We start from the raw sequence: 21,131 nt of genomic DNA, 5'->3' as shown, positions 1-21,131 counted from the left end.
TTGCCCAACTGGTAGCCCGCATGGCTGAGTCTAACGGCGAAGATGCCGCCCTGATGTTGCTCCGAGTGCTGCCGGTGGACGTAGCCGAGAACGTCCTATCGCAGCTCAGCCTGGAGTCGAGCATGCGCCTGCGCCGGCGCCTCCGCTTGGCTCCCAGCGAGCCGCCCCCCATCGCGGAACTGGACGACGCACTCGCCCAGTTCTTCGACCTATTACGGTTGATCCGCCGCCGGGCCGCAATGTCGCCCGACGAGATCGCAGCCGAGCAACCGCCGCCGGCCAACCCGATCGACGAACTCAAACTCATCCCCCCGGACCAACTCGCCCGCGCAATGGAGGGCGAACAGGCCGGGGCCGTTTCGCTGATCCTCAGCGCTTTGGATCCGGCCACCGTCGGGCAGATTATCCGCCGGCTCCCGGCGGAGCAGCGGGCCGATATCGCCTTGCGCATCGCGAAGCCGGGGACACGCAATCTTTCCCTGCTTCAACCGCTCGCCAAGGCGGTGGTCGAGAAAACGCGGAAGCTCCGGGACGTGCCATCGGCACCGTCGCAGGAGGAGCTGATCCAGAACCTCGCCGACATGCTCCGGTCGTTCCCGCGCAACGACCGCATGCCGGTGGTGCAAAAGCTCGAACAGGCCGATCCCGAAATCGCCTCGCGGGTGGTCGAGAAGTTGTACCGCATGGAGGACCTGCTCCGTATCCCGGACCGGCAGATCCAGATGCTGCTCGGGAAGTTGGACGTGAAAACCGTCGCCGTGGCCCTCAAGGGAGCGGTTCCCGCGATCCGGCAGAAGGTAACGTCCAACATGTCGAGCCGGTCGAAGTCGGTGCTTGAGGAGGAAAGCGAGTTGCTCGGGTCGATCGCGGATTCGGTGGTGCGCGAAGCTCAGGGCACGGTCTTGGCCGCTGTCCGCAAAGGCGAAGAAGATGGCCAGATCACCATGGACTGACGGCATCTGCGATGACAGCGGACGCGCCGAAATGCCCCTCGGCGCGAATAAGGAACCTGTTCTGAATGCCGCCACAACTGTGCAGTTTGATCACTTCGCACTTGAACCCGAAAAAAGTCCGATTCGGGAATCGGACTTGAAACGCTGGATTTGATGCTCGCTGATGCGACGACGACAAAATAGTGGCGTCACGCGAATTCAACACCAGTAGCTTCAGGTTCCAAGTTTCAAGTTGGGGACCAGCTCAGCAAAAGCCCCGGCCACTCGTGTGCTTTGAGGCTTTAGGTGGAACGTGAAACTTCTGAGAACGATTGAGACAATGCGTCTCAATCGCTATCCTGCGCTCAGCTCAATTCTTGTCGCAGTTACCAGCTATTGACTCGGATGAGCTGTGCGAGCGGCACGCGCCATCACATAGAAACTGATGACAGAAACTCGCGTCCACACATCACAGGGAGAGGCATCTACTGACTAAACATGACCTTGTGACGAGTGCCCCTTGAGTGCCTTTCGAGAATCCGATGCAACCTCTCTAGTGCGTCATCCACGCTAAACTTTCGGGTTGCTGAAGTGGTATCCACAGGGAATTCCTGCAAAAGCAGGGCGCTTCGACCCGAAAATTTAGCGTAGACGGAACACTAGTCAACTCGTTTTTAGCAGTTTCACAACCCCTTCTACGGACGATTTCGCACGAGAGTGAGTCTCGTCGAGAGTTCTTTTGCCTTCACAATAACTTTCCCGAACCGGCTCGAAACCCACTACTCATTACCTCTTTTTCTCCAGAAATCCCCTCCAACCTCCGCTCCCACCAAACGAACCTGATCCATTGTGAAATTGTTCGTTTCCACCACCCAGACTCTTGCGGACTCGGCCCCGAGTGGGTATCCGCACGCCGTGTGTCTGGCATCACCCAACCGCTTGGTGTGGGGTCGGAAGTGAGCGAGGGGAGTTTCATGCGGTCAACACCGGTCGCCCGCCGGGGAAATCAACCCGGGTCGCACGAGTTCCGCGTCCGATTCACTCGTCCGCTCCGCGGGGTCCGGATCGTCGCCGCTCTCGAGCCGCCGACTGCTGTACCCGCTCCGCCGCCCGCACCTGTGGTCGTCAGCCCGCCGCCCGCTCCGCCCGCTACACCGGCACCGCCGCCGAGCGGCTTCGTGCAGCCCGACGTTTCCAAAGAGCTGCGCGAGGACCGCGAGCGTATCGAAGTTGTTTTGGGCGCGATGAAGGCTGCCGTCGACCGGGTCCGTACCGACCGGAACGACCGACTGGTCGAGTGGCAGCAGGCCGCCGTCGAACTGGCGCTGACGATCGCAACCCGCTTGCTGCACGAGCGCATCGAATCGGATTCGTTCGCCATCGACGCAAAGGTGAGCGACATGATCGCCCAGCTCGGTGACGACGCGGCCGTCACGGTGCGACTGAACCCAGCCGATCTCGCGCTGCTCAACGCCCGCCTCGGCGGGCGCCCTCTGGTCCCTTACCGCGGCGACCCGCGATTTGTTGCCGACCCGAACCTCGGGCGCGGCGACTGCCAAGTCGAAGGCCGCGAGTCTATGCTCCTGTCGGACGTGGTCCGCGAGCTGGACGAAATTCGTGACGAACTCTTACGGAGCCTGAAGAATGCTCGGTCTTGATATGTCAGCGATGAGCCGCAGCATCACTCAGACCCCGCTGTACCGCATGGGCGGGCGGCTCAAGAGCGTCACCGGGCGCATGACCTGCGCGATCCCGGCTGCCGTAGGCGATCACTGCGCGATCCTGCCGCGCGACGGCGAGCCGGTGCTGGCCGAGGTGATCGGGTTCGAAAACGACCTTGCCTACCTGGTGCCGTTTGACGCCGCCGAGAACCTCCAACCCGGGATGCCCGTGCTCCGAAAGGGCAAGGGCCTCATGGTCCCGACCGGCAAGAACCTGCTGGGCCGCGTGATCGACGGCCTGGGGCGGCCGCTCGACGGCAAGGGGCCGCTGGCCGACTGCCCGCTGAAGCCGGTCAACCGCCCGGCCCCGCCCGCGATGGAGCGGCAGCGCATCCGCGAACCGTTCGTGACCGGCATCCGCGCCATCGACAGCGTTCTGACGTGCGGCGGCGGTCAACGGGTCGGCATCTTCGCCGGCTCGGGCGTCGGAAAAAGCACCCTGCTCGGCGAGGTGGCGAAGGGGTCGCAGGCGGACGTGAACGTGATCGCCCTGATCGGCGAGCGGGGCCGTGAGGTGGCGCCGTTCCTCGAAGACGTGCTCGGGCCGGAAGGCATGGCCCGCTCGGTGGTGATCGTCGCCACCTGCGAGCAGACCGCCCTCATGCGGGTGCGGGCGGCGCAGTCGGCCATCGCCATCGCCGACTACTTCCGCAGCGAGAGTCAAAACGTCCTGTTCGTCATCGACAGCCTCACCCGCCTGGCGATGGCTCAGCGCGAGTTGGGGCTGCTGTTGGGCGAACCGCCGAGCAGCCGCGGGTACACCCCGAGCGTGTTCCAGACGCTCGCTAACACCGTCGAACGGCTCGGCAACGCCGCCGTCGGCGGGATCACCGCGCTGCTCACCGTGCTGGTGGACGGCGGCGACATGGACGAGCCGATCGCGGACTACGTGCGCGGGCTGGTGGACGGCCACATCGTGCTGGACCGCAAGATCGCCGAGCGCGGCTTTTACCCCGCCATCGACGTGTCGCGTAGCATCAGCCGTGTGGCCACCGACGTTGTGGACCGCGAGTCCGCCAAGGCGGCTCGAAAACTGCGTGCCATCATGGCGACCCATGCCGACATCCAGGACATGCTCCGCATTGGGGCGTACACCCGGGGAATGGACCCGCAAGTGGACAAGGCCCTCGAACTGATGCCGAAGGTCGAGAAATTCCTGCGGCAGGACGTCGGCGAGCGGTCGTCGTTCGAGGACACGAAGGCCGGGTTGCTTCAGATCACCGCCGCGTGGCCGTATTAAGCAAAACGAGAGTCGGAAGTCGTAGATGAGAGCGACTTGGCTTTCGATCTCTGACTTCCGACTTTCCCAACTCCAGTCGTGGAGTTTGAGCGCTGTAACTTGTGGGCTGAAGCCAATTGACGACCTGTAAGCACGGGCGTCAGACTTGAAGTTGACACACCCCCGCGGGTTCGCCATAACCCCGGCACCAACGGAGGTGCCCAACTGTGAAACGATTCGAGTTCCCCCTGGAACGGCTGCTCCGCGTTAAGCGCCAACTCGAGCGCATCGCCGAACTCGAACTGCAGCGCGCGCAGGAGGCGACCGAGCGCGCGCGGGCACATCTGCAATCCCTTCGTGACCAGCTCGACAGTCTTTCGGATAAAATATCCGCGTCAGTGGGCCGGGTGATGGCGCCACAGCAGTGGGCGACGGCGTCCGGAATGGCGGAGCGGGTCGGCCAGTCCATTCAGGCCTCGGAACGCGAGGTGTTAACGGCCGAGCAGCGGGTACTGGCTGCGGCCCAGGAACGCACCCAACTCGCGACCGAAGTGGAAGCGCTCTCCACGCTCCGCCGCCAGCAGGCTGATAAGTGGCAACAGGAAGTTCAGAAGCACAATCAGAACCAGCTCGACGAGATGGTTCAACAGCGCTGGCAGGCGGCCCAAGGCGCGCCGGCCGTCGCGCTGTACGAGGCCGAACACGCTGCGTAACTGTTCGGCCCGCGACCCGGTCGCACCAATTCCGGTTGTTCCACGTTCGCGTTTCTAGCTCCAGGCGAACTCGCGCCCGAACCCGTCCCGACGGGCCTCGCGCGAGTTCGCGCTCGACTTGGGTGCTGGAACCGAGAACCCTAAACGACTGAAACTCCAGCGCAGAGGCCGTCCATGAAGAATTTGTTGTTCCTCGGGGCCGTCGCCCTTCTACTGTTTTCCCTCTCCGCCGCACTGTCGCTGTGGCTGAATCAAACGAGGAACCCGGCTGAGCCGGATAAGGCCGAGAAACAGCCCGGCGATGGCAAGGTGATTAGCAAAGCCCCTCCGTCCGGAAGCGAGGGGGCGAAGGAGCCGACGAAGGAGACAAAAGAGCCGACGAAAGACAAAGCCGGCAGCACGCCGATCGTCTCTCCGAGTCTCGGCCCCACGGAGGCCAACTTGCTCGACGACAAGGCCCGGCTGGAGCGCAAAGCGCTCCAGATCACGATGGTTCTGGCGGACGTGCAGGCGCAACGGGAAACCACTGACGAGTTGCTCAAGCAGGTGACCGCCGCGCTCAAGACGCAGCCGAAAACGCAAGGGCCGGACGCGACCGAGCAGAAGCTCCAAAAGGAACGTGAAGAATCATTAAAGATCGAGCGCCAGAATCTCATCAAGCTAGCCGCGATCTACGACGCGATGACCCCGGAGGGGGCGGCGCCCAACATCAAGAGCATGGCCGAGTCCGGAGCCGGCAAGCTCGAACAGGTGGCACAGATCATGATGCTCATGAAAGAGCGAAATGCGGCCCGGCTGATGGAAGCACTGAACGATCCCGCCCTCGTCGCGCAGTTGATGGATAAGATGCGGCTGTTGCGGGCGCAGAACACTGCGATCGCGCCGGCCCCGGCACCCGCCTCGAGCGCCCCGGCCTTCGGAACAGCCGCTGGAACCCCAAGCAACGTGCGGCCCGCGGGCGGCCCGTGATTCACACCTAACGAGAGGGCACGATGCCCGGCGCCACACCGACCAAACCCGTTCGCATCCCCCCGACCGTGATCGGTGCGGGGGTTCTTATCGTCCTGTTGGGTTTCGGCCTCCCGTCTTTGTTTTCGGTGCCTTCGGTTCCGACCGCGCCGCAAACCCCACAAGCGGCAACGAAGGCCGAGGCCCCCCCCACGCGACCGGCTGCACCGGCGCCGGCACAGAACACCCCGAGAGACATCGGGTTAGCTCTGGTACGCTTGGTACTCAGTTTGGCGGTCGTGTGTGGCGGATGCGTTCTCGCAACGCGCTACCTCGGCAAGAAGAGCCCCGACGCTCCGACTCCGTCGATGGTGGTGGTCGCTTCGCTGACGGTCGGTCGGTGCGCGGTACACCTCGTTCGCGCCGGCGAGCGGCGTATGCTCATTGGGACCGATTCGAGCGGAGTAAAAGCACTGGTCGAATTACCTAGCTCAGATCCCGACGCGACAACTGAGCACACTCCGAACCCGTTCGCGACGAACGTACCGAATGCGGTAGTTCCAAGTTGGGCGATTTAGGGGTAGCGGACCGCATGGGTTTACCGGTCAATGGTGGTTACCACGCCTCCACGACTAGCACCTGCATGCGGCCCACGAACCCGTGTATCCGAACAACCCCGGGCCACGCCACTCGTCACCTGCGCCTGGCCCTCGCTGACACGCATCACTCGGGCCAAGAAGTTGACGCGGCACGCGTGCCCTCGGCCACCCGCTCAGCGTGCGCCCGTGGGCTCCCATAACGGGCCTTCAACTCGGCGTGAATGCTCTTCACTTCGGCGGCCCGTTCCTCGCGCCGAACCTCGGTCGCACGGGGCGTGCGTGCCCCAGGCGTAGTAGCCGGCGCGGGAACTCCGAGGACCCGACACATCCACGACACGGCCAGCTGGCCCTTGCATTCCTCGATCCCCGCGAAGATCTGTTCGGCTGGCTGGCGAAAAACACCGTTGCTTTTTTCGGATGTCGCGCTCCGCTTCGGACCTCTGGATCTCGGCCCGGAGCCGCTGATTCTCCTATTCGAGTAGGGTCTGTTCTCCGGACCCGGGGCCGCATCGGCTCCCTTCCGGGCGTGCACTCTGTCCCACTCGAGCAGTCGGTTCTCGGTGACGCCCAGACGCCGAGCCACCTCGGCGACCGACCACTTCTGGTCGGTGATCATTTTCACCGCCGACAACGTGTACTCGGCCGTGTACGTTTTCCGCTTAGGACCGGCCATCGGCATTCCCTCCTGTGACTGGAACTTACGCCGTTTTCCTGCTGTCCACCATTCGTTGGGAACTTCACTTACGCGACCGTACACGCGTCGCGGACTCGGCCCGAGTGTTCACGAGGCCCAGAACAAGGAAGACGAGGCCGCCGGTCTGCCCACGTTGGAGGGTTCGTTTGCCGCCAACGCGTGTCCCAAACACCCCGAGGCGTTCCAATGTCCGCGTCGCGCGCCCCGCTTGGTGCAGGAGATGAAGGGACACGCGGGCGAGGACGGGACCCCAGAAAAGTAAAGCGGATCGCCGCCCCCGGCGCCCCGAGCTACGACGCTCTTGCCCGCCCGCGGTAGTCCACGCAGCGGGTCGTGAGGACGTGCGTGGCGCGCCCTGAGGCGCGTTCGCCGTTCGGTCCGATGATGGCCGCCGAAGCCCAGCAGCCTCACTTCGATAAGGCCCGGCGGCGGGCGTTCATGGCCGACGGGACCGCGTATGATTGGTCGACGCATCTGGGGTACTTTGAGACCTTCGAGCCGATCGTCGATTTCCTGCACGCTGCGTGTTACGCGTTCTCATCGGCCGCGGCCGTGTCCCCGACCAGGCCTCGGACTGGTCTTATACATGAACCGGCCTGGTTCAGAAGTGGGTAACAGTTGGGGCTGAGTAGTTCACGAAAATGCCTGTTTCCCCGAGACTGGTGGTTACGACGCCTCCAGGATCTCCAAGGAAACAGGCATGTGTGTTTTAACTCCACCCGCGACGGCGGTCCACCCCCAAGCGCCCAATCGGTCACCGGCCCACGCGCTCACACCCGAGCAGCGTCAGCGCCTGGCGCTGGACGCTCTGGCCGGCACCCAACCGATCTCCGCGCTCGCGCAAGACGCCCACGTCAGTCGCAAATTCGTCTACCAGCAACAAGATCTCGCGCGCCACGCCCTCTCCAACGCCTTCGACCCACCCACCGACGATGCGGTTCTGTTCCACCTACCCGTCACCAAGCACTGGATCCGCCAGTTCACACTCGGTCTGGTTCTCATCGGTCACTGTCCGCTCCGCGGGGTCGTCGAGCTCTTCCGCGACTTCTTCGACCACGATCTGTCCCTGGGTCACGTCCACAACATCATCCACTCCGCCGTCGAACGGGCACGGCACCACAACGCGAACTGCGACCTGTCGCCGGTCCGTATCGGTGCCCACGACGAGATCTTTCAGAACGGGCAACCGGTCCTCGTCGGCGTCGATGTGGGGTCCACGTTCTGCTACCTGCTCCGTCTCGAAGAGCACCGCGACGCCGACACCTGGGGTGTCCGGCTCTTGGAGCTGCAAGACCACGGCCTTCGGCCCGACGCGACCATCGCCGACGCCGGTCGTGGCCTGCGCGCCGGCCAGACCTTGGCCTGGCCCGACACCCCGTGTCGTGGCGACATCTTTCACGCGCTCCGTGATCTGGGCCAGTTGATCCGGTTCTTGGACAACCGGGCGTACGGCGCCGTCGATGCGTGCGACCAGCAGCAGCGGCGCATGACACGGGCCAAGCGGCACGGTCGCGGCAAGACCCAATCCAAGCGGCTCGCGTTGGTGCGTCAGGAACAAGATCGGGCCATCGCCCTGGCCGACGAGGTGTCCGTACTCCTCGGCGGGCTCCGGGACGACATCTTCACCGTGGCCGGTCCCGACCATCCCACCCGGTGTCACCTGTTCGACTTCGTGGTCGCCGAGTTGGACGCGCGGGCGCCCCGTTGCCCGCATCGGATCGGCCCGGCGGTTCGTGCCCTGCGCCACCAGCGCGACGACCTGCTCGCCTTCGCCGGCGCCCTCGATGAGCAGTTGGCGGCCGTGGCGAACGAGTACGAGGTGCCGCCGGCGTTGGTGCGTGAGGTGCTAGCGGTGTCGATGTCGGACGAGCGCTGTCCCGCGACGTGGCAACGCGATGCCGAGTTGCACCGGCGCCTGGGGACCCGTTACCGAAGCCTGCGGAACGCGGTGGCGCCGGTGGCGGCGGGGACGGTTCGCGCGAGCTCGGTAATCGAGAACCTGAACAGTCGGTTACGCGGGTACTTCTTCCTCCGGAGGCACCTGGGCGGTGCATACCTGGATCTGCTGCGGTTCTTCCTGAACCACCGACGGTTCGGACGCAGCGAGCACCCGGAACGCGTGAACCAGAGCCCGACGGAGTTGCTGACCGGCTGCGCTCATCCGCACTGGGTCGAACTGTTGGGATACCAACGGTTCCAACGCAACTGAATACGCATACACGCCCGTCTCAGCCGTCCACGCGGCCACGTCCCCCCACGCACCTGTTACCCTAAAGCGGGCTTTTTTGAACCAGGCCGAGATTTCCCGGGCGCAAACCGCAGCGTGGCCTCATTTCCACGTGCCGCACGTCTCACTACAGTGTTACCTCAACCGAAGGGAAACGTCGTCACCGAAAAGGCCGCGGGTCCAGGTTGTACCCTGGACCCGCGGCGACTCGCATTTACTTGTCATTAGCGGCGTTGAACATTAGCAGCGTCGAGCACCTTGAACACTGACAGGTCGGCCGGGTGGACGTCTTTAGGCTCGATCCCGCGCCGCTTGGCCTCCTCGAACGCCTTTAGAGCTTCCTCGGGCTGCTGAGGGGTCTGACTCATCCGCAGCACCGCGACGTGGAACCAACGTAGCGCGGTCGGCTGGTGGCTGATGGCTTCTGCCAGGTCATGATGTGCCGCCGTGTGCTGTTTGAGGGTGATCTGAACGCGGGCACGGGTGTCAAGCAGTTCGCCCGTTAGCCCGCCCTCGCGGGTCGCTTGTGCGACCAGCCTCAGAGCCTCGTCGGCGGTCGTGGGGTCGGCCGCGAGGAGCCACGCGAGGTTGTTTAGCGCGATCACGTTCTTCGGCTCCTTCTTGATTACCTCCTTGAACCCCTTCGTTGCACCAGCGGTGTCGCGGCGCAGCGCCAGGAACTCCGCCCGGTTGAGCAGCAGGGGGATCGAGTCAGGTTCTTCCGTAAGGCAGTCGTCAAGCCACTTGCGGGCGAGTTCCGCCTGTCGCTCGGTGATCTCGCCGCGGCCGCGGACGATGGCCAAGCCGGCGCTGGCACGCAGCCGGGCCGGGATGTACCGGTTGAGCCGCTCGATGCGGTCGAACGCGTCCGCGGTCCGGCCGTCGGCGGCCAACACCCCCGCGGCGCCGACGATGGCCTCGGGCCGGTTCGGCACGATCGCGGTATACCGCTCGACCGCGGCGTCGGTCATGCGCCGGGCCACCGGGGTGCCGCGTACGTTGGGCAGCCGGCTCAACTCGTCCAGCAGCTCTGCGACCCGGGCGGAGCGCACCAGGTAGTCCCCGGACCCGCCGTCCGCGACGCGGGCGTAGTCCTCGGCGATCGCCAGCCCGCGCTCCGGGCGCCCGGCCTTGCACTCGAACCGCGCCACGCTCGCGAGTGCGTTGAAATCGCCACCGGCCTTTGCCGTTAGCCGGCCCGCGAATGTGGCCGCGGCTTCGAAGTAGTTGTCCTCGACCAGTTCGTCGAGCGCGGCCCGCAGGTAGAACGCGTAGGACGGATCCTTTTCGTCGTTGAGCAGGATCTGCAGGCACTCGCGGCTCTTGCGACGCTCGCCGAGGGCGCGGTACAGTTGCGACATCGCGAACAGGTAGCTCGGCGCGTTGGTGGCCTTGTGTGCCGCGGCTAGCGACGTGATCGCGCCGTTGAGCACGGCGCGGCGGTCCGGCCCTTCGAGGTACCGGCCGAGGGTGGTCAGCACGCTGGCGGTGGCGCGCAACTCCTCGGGGCTCAGTGACTCGGTCGAGACGACCGTGCGGATCAGGTTCATTGCTCGCACGCGGTCCTCGGGGGTCCCGCCGACAGCGTAGATCATGGCGAGGTTGCGCCGCGCCCAGTCCGCGTCCGCGGCCGGCACGTCCTTGCCCGCGAGGTACGCCTCCAGCACCTTTCCGCCTTCGGCCGCCTGTGACCGCGACAGTTTCACCGACAGCCGCGCCTGGGCCAGCGCCCGCCGTTCCGCAGGGCCCGCAGCATCAGGGGTGAAGGTGCTGCCGGCGGCCGTGTCGCAGTACACGGCGACGAGCTGGAAGTACGTCGCGACCGGCAGCGCCGCGCGGGCGGCGGCCAGCACTTCCGGCCCGGCGGCCGGGTTGTCGCGGGACGCGAACAGGGCCTTGCGGAGCCAATCGTCGGAGGTGGCCCCGGGGCGCCGCGTCGCCTCGTCGACCAGGTTCGCGGCTTCCGGCAGCCGCAGCGCTACACCACACTCGGCCATCCATGGGAGCCCGTTCGGGTCGCGCTCTACCAGTTTGCGGCACTGGGCCAGCAAATTCGCCGCGACCGGCGTCGGCAGGATGGGGAGGACGTGGCCGACCATGCGGCGGAACGGCTCGCCGGCCCACCGCGGGTCGTTCGCCAGTCGCCCGAGTAGTTGCGCCGTCCGGTCCGCAGCTCCGGCCTTCGCGTGCTGCGCCACCAGTGCTTCGGCGCACTCGTAACGAGTGGGCTCCAGTTTGAACGCGCGCTCGGTGAGTTCGGCTGCGGCTGTCGCGTCGCCGGTGAGGGCCTTGAGGCGGGCGAGAGCGAGGCAAACGTCGGCCCGGGTCGGGGCCGCTCCGAACGCGTGCAGCACGCGCGGGAGCACGGCTGCGGCGCTCTCCACTGTGGCGGTCCGGGCGTCGCAAAGGGCCACCGACGGGCCGGACTCGGTTTCCAGTTTCGCGATTGCTGCACGGGCCGCGCCTGCGGCCGCGCCGGCGCCGGCGCGCTCGTGCAGCTTGAGCCACACGCCGACGTTCGACGGCTGCCGCGCGACGATCCGGCGGAGCAGTTGGACCACGCGCTCGGCGTCGCCGAGCCGGTCGTAGACCTCCACCAATCCCGACAGAAGCCGGAGTTGCTCATTCTCGGGCCAGCTCTCGGTGTGTTCGGAGAGCGCCTCAATGGGCCGGACCCGCCCGGGCTCGCGGCTGTAGAGGGTCGCTCGCGCGAGCCGCACGTCGGCGCAGTCGCCCGCGGACGCTTGGGCCTCATCGAGCACGACCAGCCCCGCCGCGCACCCGCTGAAATCAGCGGTTGTCAGGGCGAGCGCCGCCCACAGGTGACCGTCGGCCGGCCGGCGGGCGGTCTCTTGGCGGAGTAACTTCACCGCTTCAGAGAGCTTGCCCTGCGCGGCGAGCACCTCCCCGCGGAGGAGGAGCGGTTCCACCGACCCACGGCCGAACCGCGGGACCGCCGCCCCGATCGCGGCTTCGAGCCGCGCCCAGTTCGCCTGCGGGTCGGTCTGGAGCAGGCGGGCCTTCAACTTGACCCACTGGGAAACGACTGTTCCCGTCGCGTACGGCGACTGTAACGCGGCCTCGAATTCGCGAGCGGCGTCGTCGAACCGGCCCTGGTTCAGGTACAGGTTCCCCAAACCGACGTGCGCGGTCACGTTCTTCGGGTCGCCGGTCGTGACCCGCTGGTACGCTTTCTCCTCGGCCGACTGGTCGCCCAGCTTGCTGGAGCAGGCGGCCGTCAGGAGGTTCAGTTGCTGTTGCAGCCCGGTCAGCTTCACCACATCGGGGTCGCGCCGGAGGGCATCGATCAGGTTGACCGCCTGCTCCCATTTCTCTTCGCGCATCACCATCCGCGCCCGGAGGTACTTGACCTGCGTGGGCGGGGCCTTACGCGCTTCCAGGCGCTTGAGGATCTCGGCGGTGCGAACGGTGTCGTTTTGCTGGATCAGCAGGTCCGCGAGCGGCACCATCAGGTCGAACCCGTCCGGGGTGGCCTTGAGCCCGTCCTCGAGAACGGTGATCGACGCGGCCACGTTCCCGCGGATCAGTTCGAGCCACGACAGGCCGCGGACGAGCTTCAGGTCCTTCGGGTACAGTGCGACCGCGTCGCGGAGCAGCGCGTGCGCCGCGGCGATGTTTCGGTTCCGCTGCATCAACTCCGCGAGCAGTAGGGCGGCCTCGGCGTGTTCGGGATCGAGTTCGAACACGCGGTGCAGGTCCGCGATGGGGCGTGCGAACTGCCGCGCGGCCGCCTCCTCGTCGGCGAGCAACGTTTCGAACCGTGCGCGGGTCAGGAACGCGTTCGGGTTCTGGGGCAGCGCCAACACCATCCGGTCCAATACGGCGCGGGCGCCGGTTTTGTCGTCCAAGTTCTTGTACACGAGCTGGGCGAGGTGCTGGTAGTGGGCGATCTCGTCCGGGGCGCACCGCACCGCCTCTTCGTAAGACTTCCGCGCAGCCGCGTGCTGGCTCAGCCCCGTTTGTGCCGCGGCGAGCCGGTCCCACAGGGCCGCGTCGGTCGGGAAGTCCTGGAGCAGAGCCTGTCCGTGCGTCACGGCGTCGGTGAACTTCCCGGCCCGCAAAGCGGTCTCGAACGCTTGTCGGCGAATGTCATGGCGACGAGGGTCGAAGCGCGCCTGGTCCAGCCGGAGGATCTTGTCGTAAAGGAACAGCAGGTCGGTCAGCCCGCGCTGCGTGGGGGGGCGCTGGGCGAGCAGCTCGGCGAGTTTGATCTGGGATTCAATCTCTTGGGGGTTGAACTCCAGGTACTGACGCAGGTAATGGATCGCGACATCGGTTTTACCGGCCTCGGCGGCACGGTCAGATTGCCTCTTGAGTGCTGCCGGGATGCGGCTGGCCTGCACCGCATGGGCCGCCACCAGCGCGCCGCTGAATGCGAACAGCGCCAGCAGCATTTTGAGGAGGAATCGCTTGTTGATCGTCGGCATATGCGCGTCCGTGCGACCGCCGCAGTTGCGTCAGGTTGCCCGAACCCGAGGCGCGTGCGCGGCAGGGGGAGCATGGTACGCGGTCACAAAAATGAGATTCAACCCCAAACCGGCTCGGCGGCTGAAGTGAAACGGCAGGGGCGGGCGCTGGCCGATTACCAGCGCCCGCCCCGCTTTCAAAACGTTACTATGATAAACCGTGCGTTGACCGAACGTGTGTTACTTGCCCTTGGGGGCGTGGGGCGCCGGCGCTTCGGGCAATTTCTTGGTGCTCACCACAGCAAACTTGCCTGCTTTCAGATCGGGCAGCAACGGGCGGATCACTTCACTGGGCAGAATCCACGTTTCCACGCGGCCCGCCCGAGCGATGTTGATGCCCAGCACGTTTCCCTCCAGGTCCACCACCGGCCCGCCGCAGTCCTTAGCGTCCACCACGAGGTCCGTTTGCAGCACCTGCGGGAACCCGGTGCGGCGGTTCGAAAGGGTGCTCCCCATCGAGTTCTGAATGTCGCCGCGGTCCAGTTCTGCTCGCCCGAGGGTCAGCTTGAAATTCTTGATTTCTTCGCTTCGTTTCGCTTTAACCGTCACCACGTCGCCACTCCGCAGCGACGCAAGTTGGTCGCGCATCGTGGTCGAAGTCGTGACCGGTTTGCCATTCAATTCGACGACGATATCGCCGACTTTCAGCCCGGCCTTGGCGGCCGCACCCGTCGGTTCGATCTGCCTCAGTTTCGCGCCGACCGCCTTGCCGTCGTCGTCCGTCGCGTCCTCGGGGTACACGCCCATGACGCCTCGGTTCGGGTCGCGGATCGCTGCGACGGCGTCGAGCCCGGTCAGCTTACGGGTCATCACGCTGACGATTCCCACCGAAATGGGATCACTGTTCGGGCCGGCCGCGGCTAGCCAGTTGCCGCGCGGCAACTTTTCAGTGTCGGTAAAGGTCACCGGCCGCAACCCCTTCACGTCGACTTTCAGGAGCGCGAGGTCTGTGTCGTTGTGCGCTGCGACCTTGGCGGCCTCGTACTCGCTGCCGTCCGGCAGTCGCACCCAGATGGTGCCCTTCAACTCGCTGGCCTTGGTCAAGATGTACCCGGCCTCGTCCACGATCGTGCCGAGGATCGTGTCCTTGTCGTCGCACTTAATGCGGACCGTGGACTCGCTGGCGCGGGCCACGATCGGTTTGAACGGGCCGAGGAGTTTAGTGTCTTTACCGATCTGAGCCTGGGCCGGCGCGCCGAGCGCTACCAGCGCGAGCGTTGCTGCAATCAGTCGCGTGTACATCGATCTCAGCTCCGGCGTGAGGTGAAAGCGTGTAGTTGAGTTAGCCGCGACGCGAGCGCCACGGGGCAGGGAGAGGGTGGGGCGTGTGGGCGGAGCCGTACAGTCGCGGTCAGACCCGTTTGGCCAGGGTAACGGGCATGGTCAGCACCGCGGCGCCGCGGCGGACCGTGATCTGGACCGTGTCGCCGGCCTTAACGGATTCCATCTGTTTGCGGAACGCCTTTACGGTTTTGATGGCGGTGGCGTTGAACTTGGTGATCGTGTCACCGGGCTTCAGACCCCCTTTGCCCGCCGGGCCGTCCTCTTCCACTTCCTTCAGCCACGCGTCTTCTTCCTCGTCATCAGGAAACACTACACCCAGGTACGCTGTAGTAGTCTTGAGGCTGGCGGGTTTGTCCACCCACTCGCCGGCGACCAACTGATCCCACTCGTTCTTGAACTGGTCGGCCTGCACGTGGATGTTTTGCGAGATCGGCAGCCCGATGCGGCTGTGGATGCCGATCACGTTCCCGTTGAGATCGAACAGCGGGCCGCCAGAGTCACCGCCCACGAGGGTGCAGTCGGTGCGGAGCACGTTCTTGGTGCTGCCCTGGAGCCGACCGAGTCGAGCGACAGGCGAGCGGCCGTCCTTCGGGCCGTTCGGGTGTCCCAGCGATACGACCCACAGCCCCTTTTGAAGGCTGCCCGACTTCGCAATCGGCAGGAACGGCCACTTTCCGTTGTTCGGTCCCTTGTCGGTGATTTGCACCATTCCGCTGTCCAAGCCCTCGTTAATGCCGAGGGTCTTGGCGTTCACCCGCTTTCCGTCCGCCAGCATCACTTTGATGGACTTGCCCGCGGTGAACGGCAGCGCCCGGCCTTCCATCTGTCCCTTCCCGCCCCCCGCGTACTCGCGGATCACGTGAGCCGCGGTGAGCACCAACCCGTCCTCGCTGACGATCACGCCGCTGCCGGCGCTCGAGCCGGACAGCACCGCGACGGTCGCCGGGGTGCATTTATCGACCACCTTTTTGACTGTAGCCTGGAGCGCCTTTAGCTCGGCGAGGTCTTCCGGCTGGGTAGTGCGCGTAATGTCCCATTGCGGCATCTCGTTCGCGGCGGGCTTCTCGTTTGCGGCAGGCGCCGCGGCCGCGAGACCGGCAACGAAGAGCAAGCCGAGGCAGACGGCCAAACGGGCCGACCGTGGCGTGGTCATGGTGGGTGACTCCGACTATCGGGCGGAAACGTGAGGTTCCAAAGAAGAGTATCGTGGGTACGCGGGGGATTCATCACCGCTACCCGGTTTCTCCACTTTCCCTCATCTTTGTGCCGTGTGCAAGTGGCTGCTCGTATTGTTCGCACCCAACGTGGCCATTTGAAGCAGCGGCGAAAAAATACCGATGAGGAAAGATTGCGCACTGGTGGCGATTCGCTGTCACTAACGGAAGTACGCGGATGCGCTAACTTGCGTACCGGGTGCCATTTTCCGTCCGCACTCTTCCGGGTCGAGTGCGAACAGCGGGGAAATTTCGACTGCCGCCCCTTCTGGGACGGTGGCGCCAGCGCGACGGAGCCAGGAGGCGTGGAGAGCACTCATCGCCCGGTGAACCGTCTCGGGGGAATCAGCCCCGGTGGCGTTCTTGAGCGGCGCAAATTCCTCCTCGCGGCTCGTTTCCATTGCGACCCAGCGGTCGGCCATGGGTAACGCATCGAAGATGAACAGCTCAAACTTGAGCGCGTTCTCTTTTGTGGGCGAAACGTAATCGCCGGTCGCCGGGTCGAGGTGCGGTACCTTCTTGCGGGCGACGTGGTACGTCAGCCCACCGGCCCCAGTCACTCGCTCCAAGAACCCGAGATCGAAAAGATGGATCGCCGGGTTTCCCGCCCGGAAGCGGAGCGTACCATCTTCGGTCCGCTCCGCAGCCATTTCGGCCGGCAGATCAGAATATTCGACGATCGCGCACCGCCCGTTCACGACAGCCAGGATGCCGACCTTCTCGCCGGGCTGTTCCTTGTACACGACCTTTGAGGAGGCTTCGGATTCTGCCCGTATGTGGTTTCCAAGGAAGTCCGGGTCGCACACCTTGACTAGCGGGTTGTCTACCTGGAAGTAGAACACGTGCCGAATGCCACGTGCCTGCATTTGTGCGAGGGTGCCGGTTTCGCGCAGCGCCGTGAGCGTGCCGCCGTGGCCGTTGGGGCTCAGGAACAGCTTGCCGGGGGCTTCCAGCAGGAGCCTTCCGGTGGCAATGTCGACCGCGGGCATGGTTCCCTGTCGGAAGAATACAACATCTTCCGGCGCAAGACCGAAGAAGTTATTGGCTCGGAAAAACGCTTCGGTTTCACTGTGTGTGGCCTGGCTGGTCATCACCAGGAACGGGACCGGCCGGCCGTACCGCCGCGACACCGCCAGCACCTTTTCGGCGTGGACCTGGAACAGCGTTGCCTTGCTGACCGGGCCGACGGGGTACATCCCTTTCGGCTGATCGAACCCGAGCCGGCTGCCCTGTCCGCCGGCCACCAGCAGGACCGCGACTTCTCCGCGACGGAGGGCCTCTTCACCAATCGCGTGGGCCTCCGGTGTGGCGGCCCGGGGAAGCACGGGCAGCGGCCCGATGGCGCTGCGAGGGGGTAGCGCAGCGGGGGCCGTATCGTGCGCCGTATACAAGTCATGGAGCGCGCCGAAATTGATGCCGGTGACCTGCTCGATCAGCACCGTTCGCTCGGCGTCTGAGAGCCGATCCCATCCGTGCAGGATGTGCTCCTGGCCGTGGGCCGTGAGGTGCTGAGCGAGTTCGGCAGGCGCTGGGGGCATCGTGTGGTTCCCGTGAGTCGGTGAGCCGTTCTGTGGGCTCGTGGTGCTATCTGGCGCGCCGGAACGAGCTTTTTCAAGTCGGCGCAAAAAACTTCTTCATCGAGAGCAGCGGGCGTGCCGGAATGGTTCGCCGGTATTCTCCTTGATACGTATCCGGGCTGAGTTCCCCATCACAGGACGAACCCCCATGCGGCGATTCACAGTTTTGCTCTTCCTTCTCGCGCCCGCGTCGGTGGCGCGGGCCGAGGCGCCGGCGCAACCGAGCGTTGTGTTCCTCCTCGCCGACGACCTCGGCCGCGAGGACTGCGGGTTCATGGGCGGCAAAGAGATCAAAACGCCGAACATCGACAAAATCGCCGCTGCCGGTGCGACCCTCGACGCGTTCTACGCGCAGCCGGTGTGTAGCCCGACTCGGGCTGCGTTTATGACCGGTCGCTACCCCATGCGCCACGGGTTACAAGTCGGGGTGGTTCGCCCGTGGGCGCAGTACGGACTCCCACTCGACGAGCGTACCGTCGCGCAGGGCTTGAAGGACGCCGGCTACACGACTGCCGTGATCGGCAAATGGCACCTCGGGCATTTTGCCCCCGAGTACCTGCCCACGAAACGCGGGTTCGATCACCAGTACGGGCACTACAACGGCGCTCTCGACTACTTCACGCACATCCGTGACGGCGGCTTTGACTGGCACCGTGACGACAAGGTGAACAGCGACGAGGGGTACAGCACGCACCTCGTTGCGAAGGACGCTGTGCAGTTCGTGCAAACTCATGCCGGGAAGAAGCCGTTTTTCCTGTACGTGCCCTTCAACGCCGTTCACGCCCCGCACCAGGTTCCGGAGGAGTATCTGAAACCCTACGGGCACCTGAAGGGCGAGCGACAGAAGTACGCCGGGATGCTCGCCGCGATGGACGAGGCGGTCGGGCAGATCGTGGCGGCCGTCGAGAAGGCTGGCGTGCGTAAGAACACGCTCTTCGTGTTTCTGAGCGATAACGGCGGTCCGCAACCCGGTGTGGTGACGAGCAACGGGAAATTCCGAGCGGGGAAGGGGACCCTGTACGAAGGCGGTGTGCGCGTTGCGGCGTGCGCCGCCTTCGACGGCCACATCAGGCCGGGGACGACGATCACCGAGCCGCTTCACGTGGTGGACTGGTACCCGACGCTGCTGAAACTCGGCGGGCCGACGGGTGAACAGCAGCTACCCGTCGACGGCCTCGACATCTGGCCGGTCCTGACGGGCGGCAAACCGAGCCCGCACGGTGCCATTCTGCTTAACACGACGCCAAACACCGGGGCCGTTCGCGCCGGCGACTGGAAACTGGTTGTGAAGAACGGGACGGACGATCCCGACGGCGCTGCGGCGAAAAACCCGGGCAAAGCAAGTGTTGAGCTGTTCAACCTGAAGGACGACCCGTTCGAGAAAACAAACCTTGCCGAGAAGTACGCCGACAAGGTGAGCGAACTGCGTGAGGCGCTGGCCAGGTTCGCGAAGCAGGCGGTTCCGCCAAAGGCGAAACCGAAACCGAAAGGGTTCGTGTCTCCGAAGGTGTGGGGCGAGAAAGATTGAACACGTCGCGAGTCCGGTCGGTTACCGGAGTTGTCCGGGACCGACTGCAAGTGTCGTCGGTCGGTCCGGCGCTGCCATTCCGGTTCCGCGCGAACCGTTGTGCCGCGGTGAACCTCTAATTCTGGAAGGCGCCGCTGGCGTGAATACCAACCGGTTTTTTCGCCCATTTTCCGGCGGCTCTCCCGGAATTCACACGCCGCTCTCGGTTCGGCGTTAAGATTCCATATAATAAGAGATTACCTTTGACGGAACTGTACTCAGAGAAAATCCACATGGTTGAAACGATGGCGACGGAAACTGAGTCGGGGTTCGCTAAGCTGGGTCTCGACAGTCGCCTCGTGGAAAGGCTTACGGGACTGGGATACGAGGAGCCGACGCCCATTCAGCGGGAGGCGATTCCGCCGCTGATCGAGGGGCACGACTTGATTGGCCGGGCCGCCACCGGCACCGGCAAGACCGCCGCGTTCTCGCTGCCCATTCTGCACGGCCTCGCACGAAGCACCGCACGCACCAAGCCCACCTCCCTGATCCTCGTGCCGACGCGCGAACTCGCCATGCAGGTGGCCGAGTCGGTTGCGAAATACGGGCAGCCGCTCGGTGTGCGTGTCCTGCCGATCTACGGCGGCGCGCCGATGGACCAGCAGATCCGCGCGCTGGACCGCGGGATCGACGTGGTCGTCGCGACCCCGGGCCGCGCGCTCGACCACATGCGCCGCACCACGCTGAAGCTCGACGCCATCACCGTCGTCGTGCTCGACGAAGCGGACGAGATGCTGGACATGGGGTTCGCCGAGGACATTGAGGCGATCCTCGCTGCCACGCCCACGGAGCGGCAAACGGCCCTGTTCTCCGCCACCATGGCGCCGAGGATCAAGGCGATCGCGGTCAAGCACCTGAAGAACGCGACCGAGATCCACGTCACGCGGGACCCGGTGCCCGCGGGCGAGTTGCCGAAGGTGCGCCAGACCGCGTACGTGGTGCAGCGGCAGTACAAGCTCGCGGCGCTCGGTCGGGTGCTCGACGGGGAGTCCCCGGCGGCGGCGCTCATTTTCTGCAAGACGCGCTCGGAAGTGGACGAGCTGACGGAGGCGCTCGGGGGCCGGGGGTACCGGCCCGAGGCGCTGCACGGCGGCATGGCGCAGGACGCCCGCGACCGGGTGATGCGCCTGTTCCGCGCCGGGCAGGCGAACCTGCTGGTGGCGACCGACGTCGCGGCCCGCGGGCTCGACGTGGAACACCTCACGCACGTGGTGAACTTTTCGCTCCCGTTGGGGATCGAGAACTACGTTCACCGGATCGGCCGCGTCGGCCGCGCCGGCCGCGAGGGCGTGGCGATCACCGTCGCGGAACCGCGGGAGCAAGGCGCCCTCCGCGCGATCGAGCGACACACCGGGCAGCGGATCGAGTACGGCCAGGTGCCCACGGCCGCGACCCTTCGCGAGAAGCGGCTGGAACGCACGAAGGTCGCGATCCGTGAAACGGTCGCCGCTGGGGAACTGGAGGCGTTCCGGGCGATGTTCGGGTCACTCGTGGGCGAACTCGATCCGACCGATGTGGCTCTCGCGGCGCTCAAACTGGCGCACCGCGCCCGGGGCGGCGACATCGACGACGGTCCGGACATTCCGGTGGCGACTGTCCCCCAGCGCGGCGATCGCAACGGACGCGACAACAACCCGTTGCCCCCGCGGCGGGGGGCCGGTGCCTTCCGCGGGCCGGGGCCGCGGCTCGCGCGGATCTTCATCAGCGCCGGGCGCGAGGCGGGGATCATGCCGCGCGACCTCGTGGGGGCGATCGCCAACGAGGCCGGCCTGCCCGGGCGCGAGATCCACAGCATCGAGATCACGGAGCGGTTCTCGCTGGTGGATGTGCCCGAGGACGCTGCCGAACACGTGATCGAGTCGCTGAACGGCGTGCGCCTCCGGGGCCGGCGGGTGAGCGCCCGGCGGGACCGTCAGGGGTGATTCGAGTTGGTCACACAAGGGCGGCCG

The 21,131-nt window shown here is 65.4% G+C and carries 14 protein-coding genes; 9 read left to right on the top strand and 5 right to left on the bottom strand.

All coding sequences use genetic code 11. The features are described from left to right. Positions 1 to 20 precede the first annotated feature (20 nt). From GobsT_RS21035 to GobsT_RS41165, 6 genes are all read left to right on the top strand, one after another. Positions 21 to 953: a FliG C-terminal domain-containing protein gene (locus tag GobsT_RS21035; protein ID WP_162097342.1), complete on the top strand. Its 933-nt coding sequence runs from the start codon at positions 21 to 23 to the stop codon at positions 951 to 953. Between the two features lie 1,157 nt (positions 954 to 2,110). Further along, positions 2,111 to 2,590, top strand: coding sequence for a FliH/SctL family protein (locus GobsT_RS21030; RefSeq protein ID WP_010035300.1), 480 nt, complete (start codon positions 2,111 to 2,113; stop codon positions 2,588 to 2,590). Further along, complete coding sequence (locus tag GobsT_RS21025) at positions 2,577 to 3,893, top strand: FliI/YscN family ATPase (protein WP_109570958.1); 1,317 nt, start codon at positions 2,577 to 2,579, stop codon at positions 3,891 to 3,893. The genes GobsT_RS21030 and GobsT_RS21025 overlap by 14 nt, the downstream gene beginning before the upstream one ends. Positions 3,894 to 4,099: 206 nt before the next feature. After that, positions 4,100 to 4,585 (top strand): flagellar export protein FliJ, encoded by a 486-nt coding sequence (gene fliJ, locus GobsT_RS21020; protein WP_010035296.1) that lies wholly within the window; start codon positions 4,100 to 4,102, stop codon positions 4,583 to 4,585. 174 nt (positions 4,586 to 4,759) lie between these two features. Then, the gene (locus GobsT_RS21015; RefSeq protein ID WP_010035293.1) at positions 4,760 to 5,554 is read left to right on the top strand and encodes a MotE family protein; all 795 of its coding nucleotides are present in this window, start codon (positions 4,760 to 4,762) and stop codon (positions 5,552 to 5,554) included. Positions 5,555 to 5,577: 23 nt separating this feature from the next. Further along, positions 5,578 to 6,111, top strand: a complete 534-nt coding sequence (locus GobsT_RS41165) for a flagellar biosynthetic protein FliO (RefSeq protein WP_109570959.1) — start codon at positions 5,578 to 5,580, stop codon at positions 6,109 to 6,111. Between the two features lie 145 nt (positions 6,112 to 6,256). On the opposite strand, the gene GobsT_RS41160 is transcribed toward GobsT_RS41165, so the two are convergent. Further along, positions 6,257 to 6,805, bottom strand: a complete 549-nt coding sequence (locus tag GobsT_RS41160) for a transposase (RefSeq protein WP_010035289.1) — start codon at positions 6,803 to 6,805, stop codon at positions 6,257 to 6,259. Positions 6,806 to 7,526: 721 nt separating this feature from the next. On the opposite strand from GobsT_RS41160, the gene GobsT_RS21000 reads away from it, so the two are divergent. Continuing rightward, positions 7,527 to 9,035, top strand: coding sequence for a hypothetical protein (locus GobsT_RS21000; protein WP_010035283.1), 1,509 nt, complete (start codon positions 7,527 to 7,529; stop codon positions 9,033 to 9,035). A gap of 242 nt (positions 9,036 to 9,277) precedes the next feature. Here the strand turns inward: GobsT_RS21000 and GobsT_RS20995 are convergent, their stop codons facing one another. The 4 genes from GobsT_RS20995 to GobsT_RS20980 all read right to left on the bottom strand — a co-directional run bounded on the left by GobsT_RS20995 (position 9,278) and on the right by GobsT_RS20980 (position 17,576). After that, the gene (locus GobsT_RS20995) at positions 9,278 to 13,501 is read right to left on the bottom strand and encodes a tetratricopeptide repeat protein (RefSeq protein WP_010035280.1); all 4,224 of its coding nucleotides are present in this window, start codon (positions 13,499 to 13,501) and stop codon (positions 9,278 to 9,280) included. A gap of 219 nt (positions 13,502 to 13,720) precedes the next feature. Beyond that, complete coding sequence (locus GobsT_RS20990; RefSeq protein WP_010042563.1) at positions 13,721 to 14,782, bottom strand: S1C family serine protease; 1,062 nt, start codon at positions 14,780 to 14,782, stop codon at positions 13,721 to 13,723. 109 nt (positions 14,783 to 14,891) lie between these two features. Next, positions 14,892 to 15,977, bottom strand: a complete 1,086-nt coding sequence (locus GobsT_RS20985; RefSeq protein WP_010042560.1) for a S1C family serine protease — start codon at positions 15,975 to 15,977, stop codon at positions 14,892 to 14,894. Positions 15,978 to 16,199: 222 nt separating this feature from the next. After that, positions 16,200 to 17,576 (bottom strand): UTP--glucose-1-phosphate uridylyltransferase, encoded by a 1,377-nt coding sequence (locus GobsT_RS20980; protein ID WP_010042557.1) that lies wholly within the window; start codon positions 17,574 to 17,576, stop codon positions 16,200 to 16,202. 187 nt (positions 17,577 to 17,763) lie between these two features. On the opposite strand from GobsT_RS20980, the gene GobsT_RS20975 reads away from it, so the two are divergent. Continuing rightward, a complete protein-coding gene (locus tag GobsT_RS20975; RefSeq protein ID WP_010042555.1) occupies positions 17,764 to 19,143 on the top strand; it encodes an arylsulfatase B in 1,380 nt (459 codons plus the stop codon). Between the two features lie 272 nt (positions 19,144 to 19,415). Next, a complete protein-coding gene (locus tag GobsT_RS20970) occupies positions 19,416 to 21,104 on the top strand; it encodes a DEAD/DEAH box helicase (protein WP_029601004.1) in 1,689 nt (562 codons plus the stop codon). Positions 21,105 to 21,131: the final 27 nt, after the last annotated feature.

The sequence above is a fragment of the Gemmata obscuriglobus genome, from assembly GCF_008065095.1.
GTDB lineage: Bacteria > Planctomycetota > Planctomycetia > Gemmatales > Gemmataceae > Gemmata > Gemmata obscuriglobus.
This window is presented reverse-complemented; position numbering and strand designations above follow the sequence as displayed.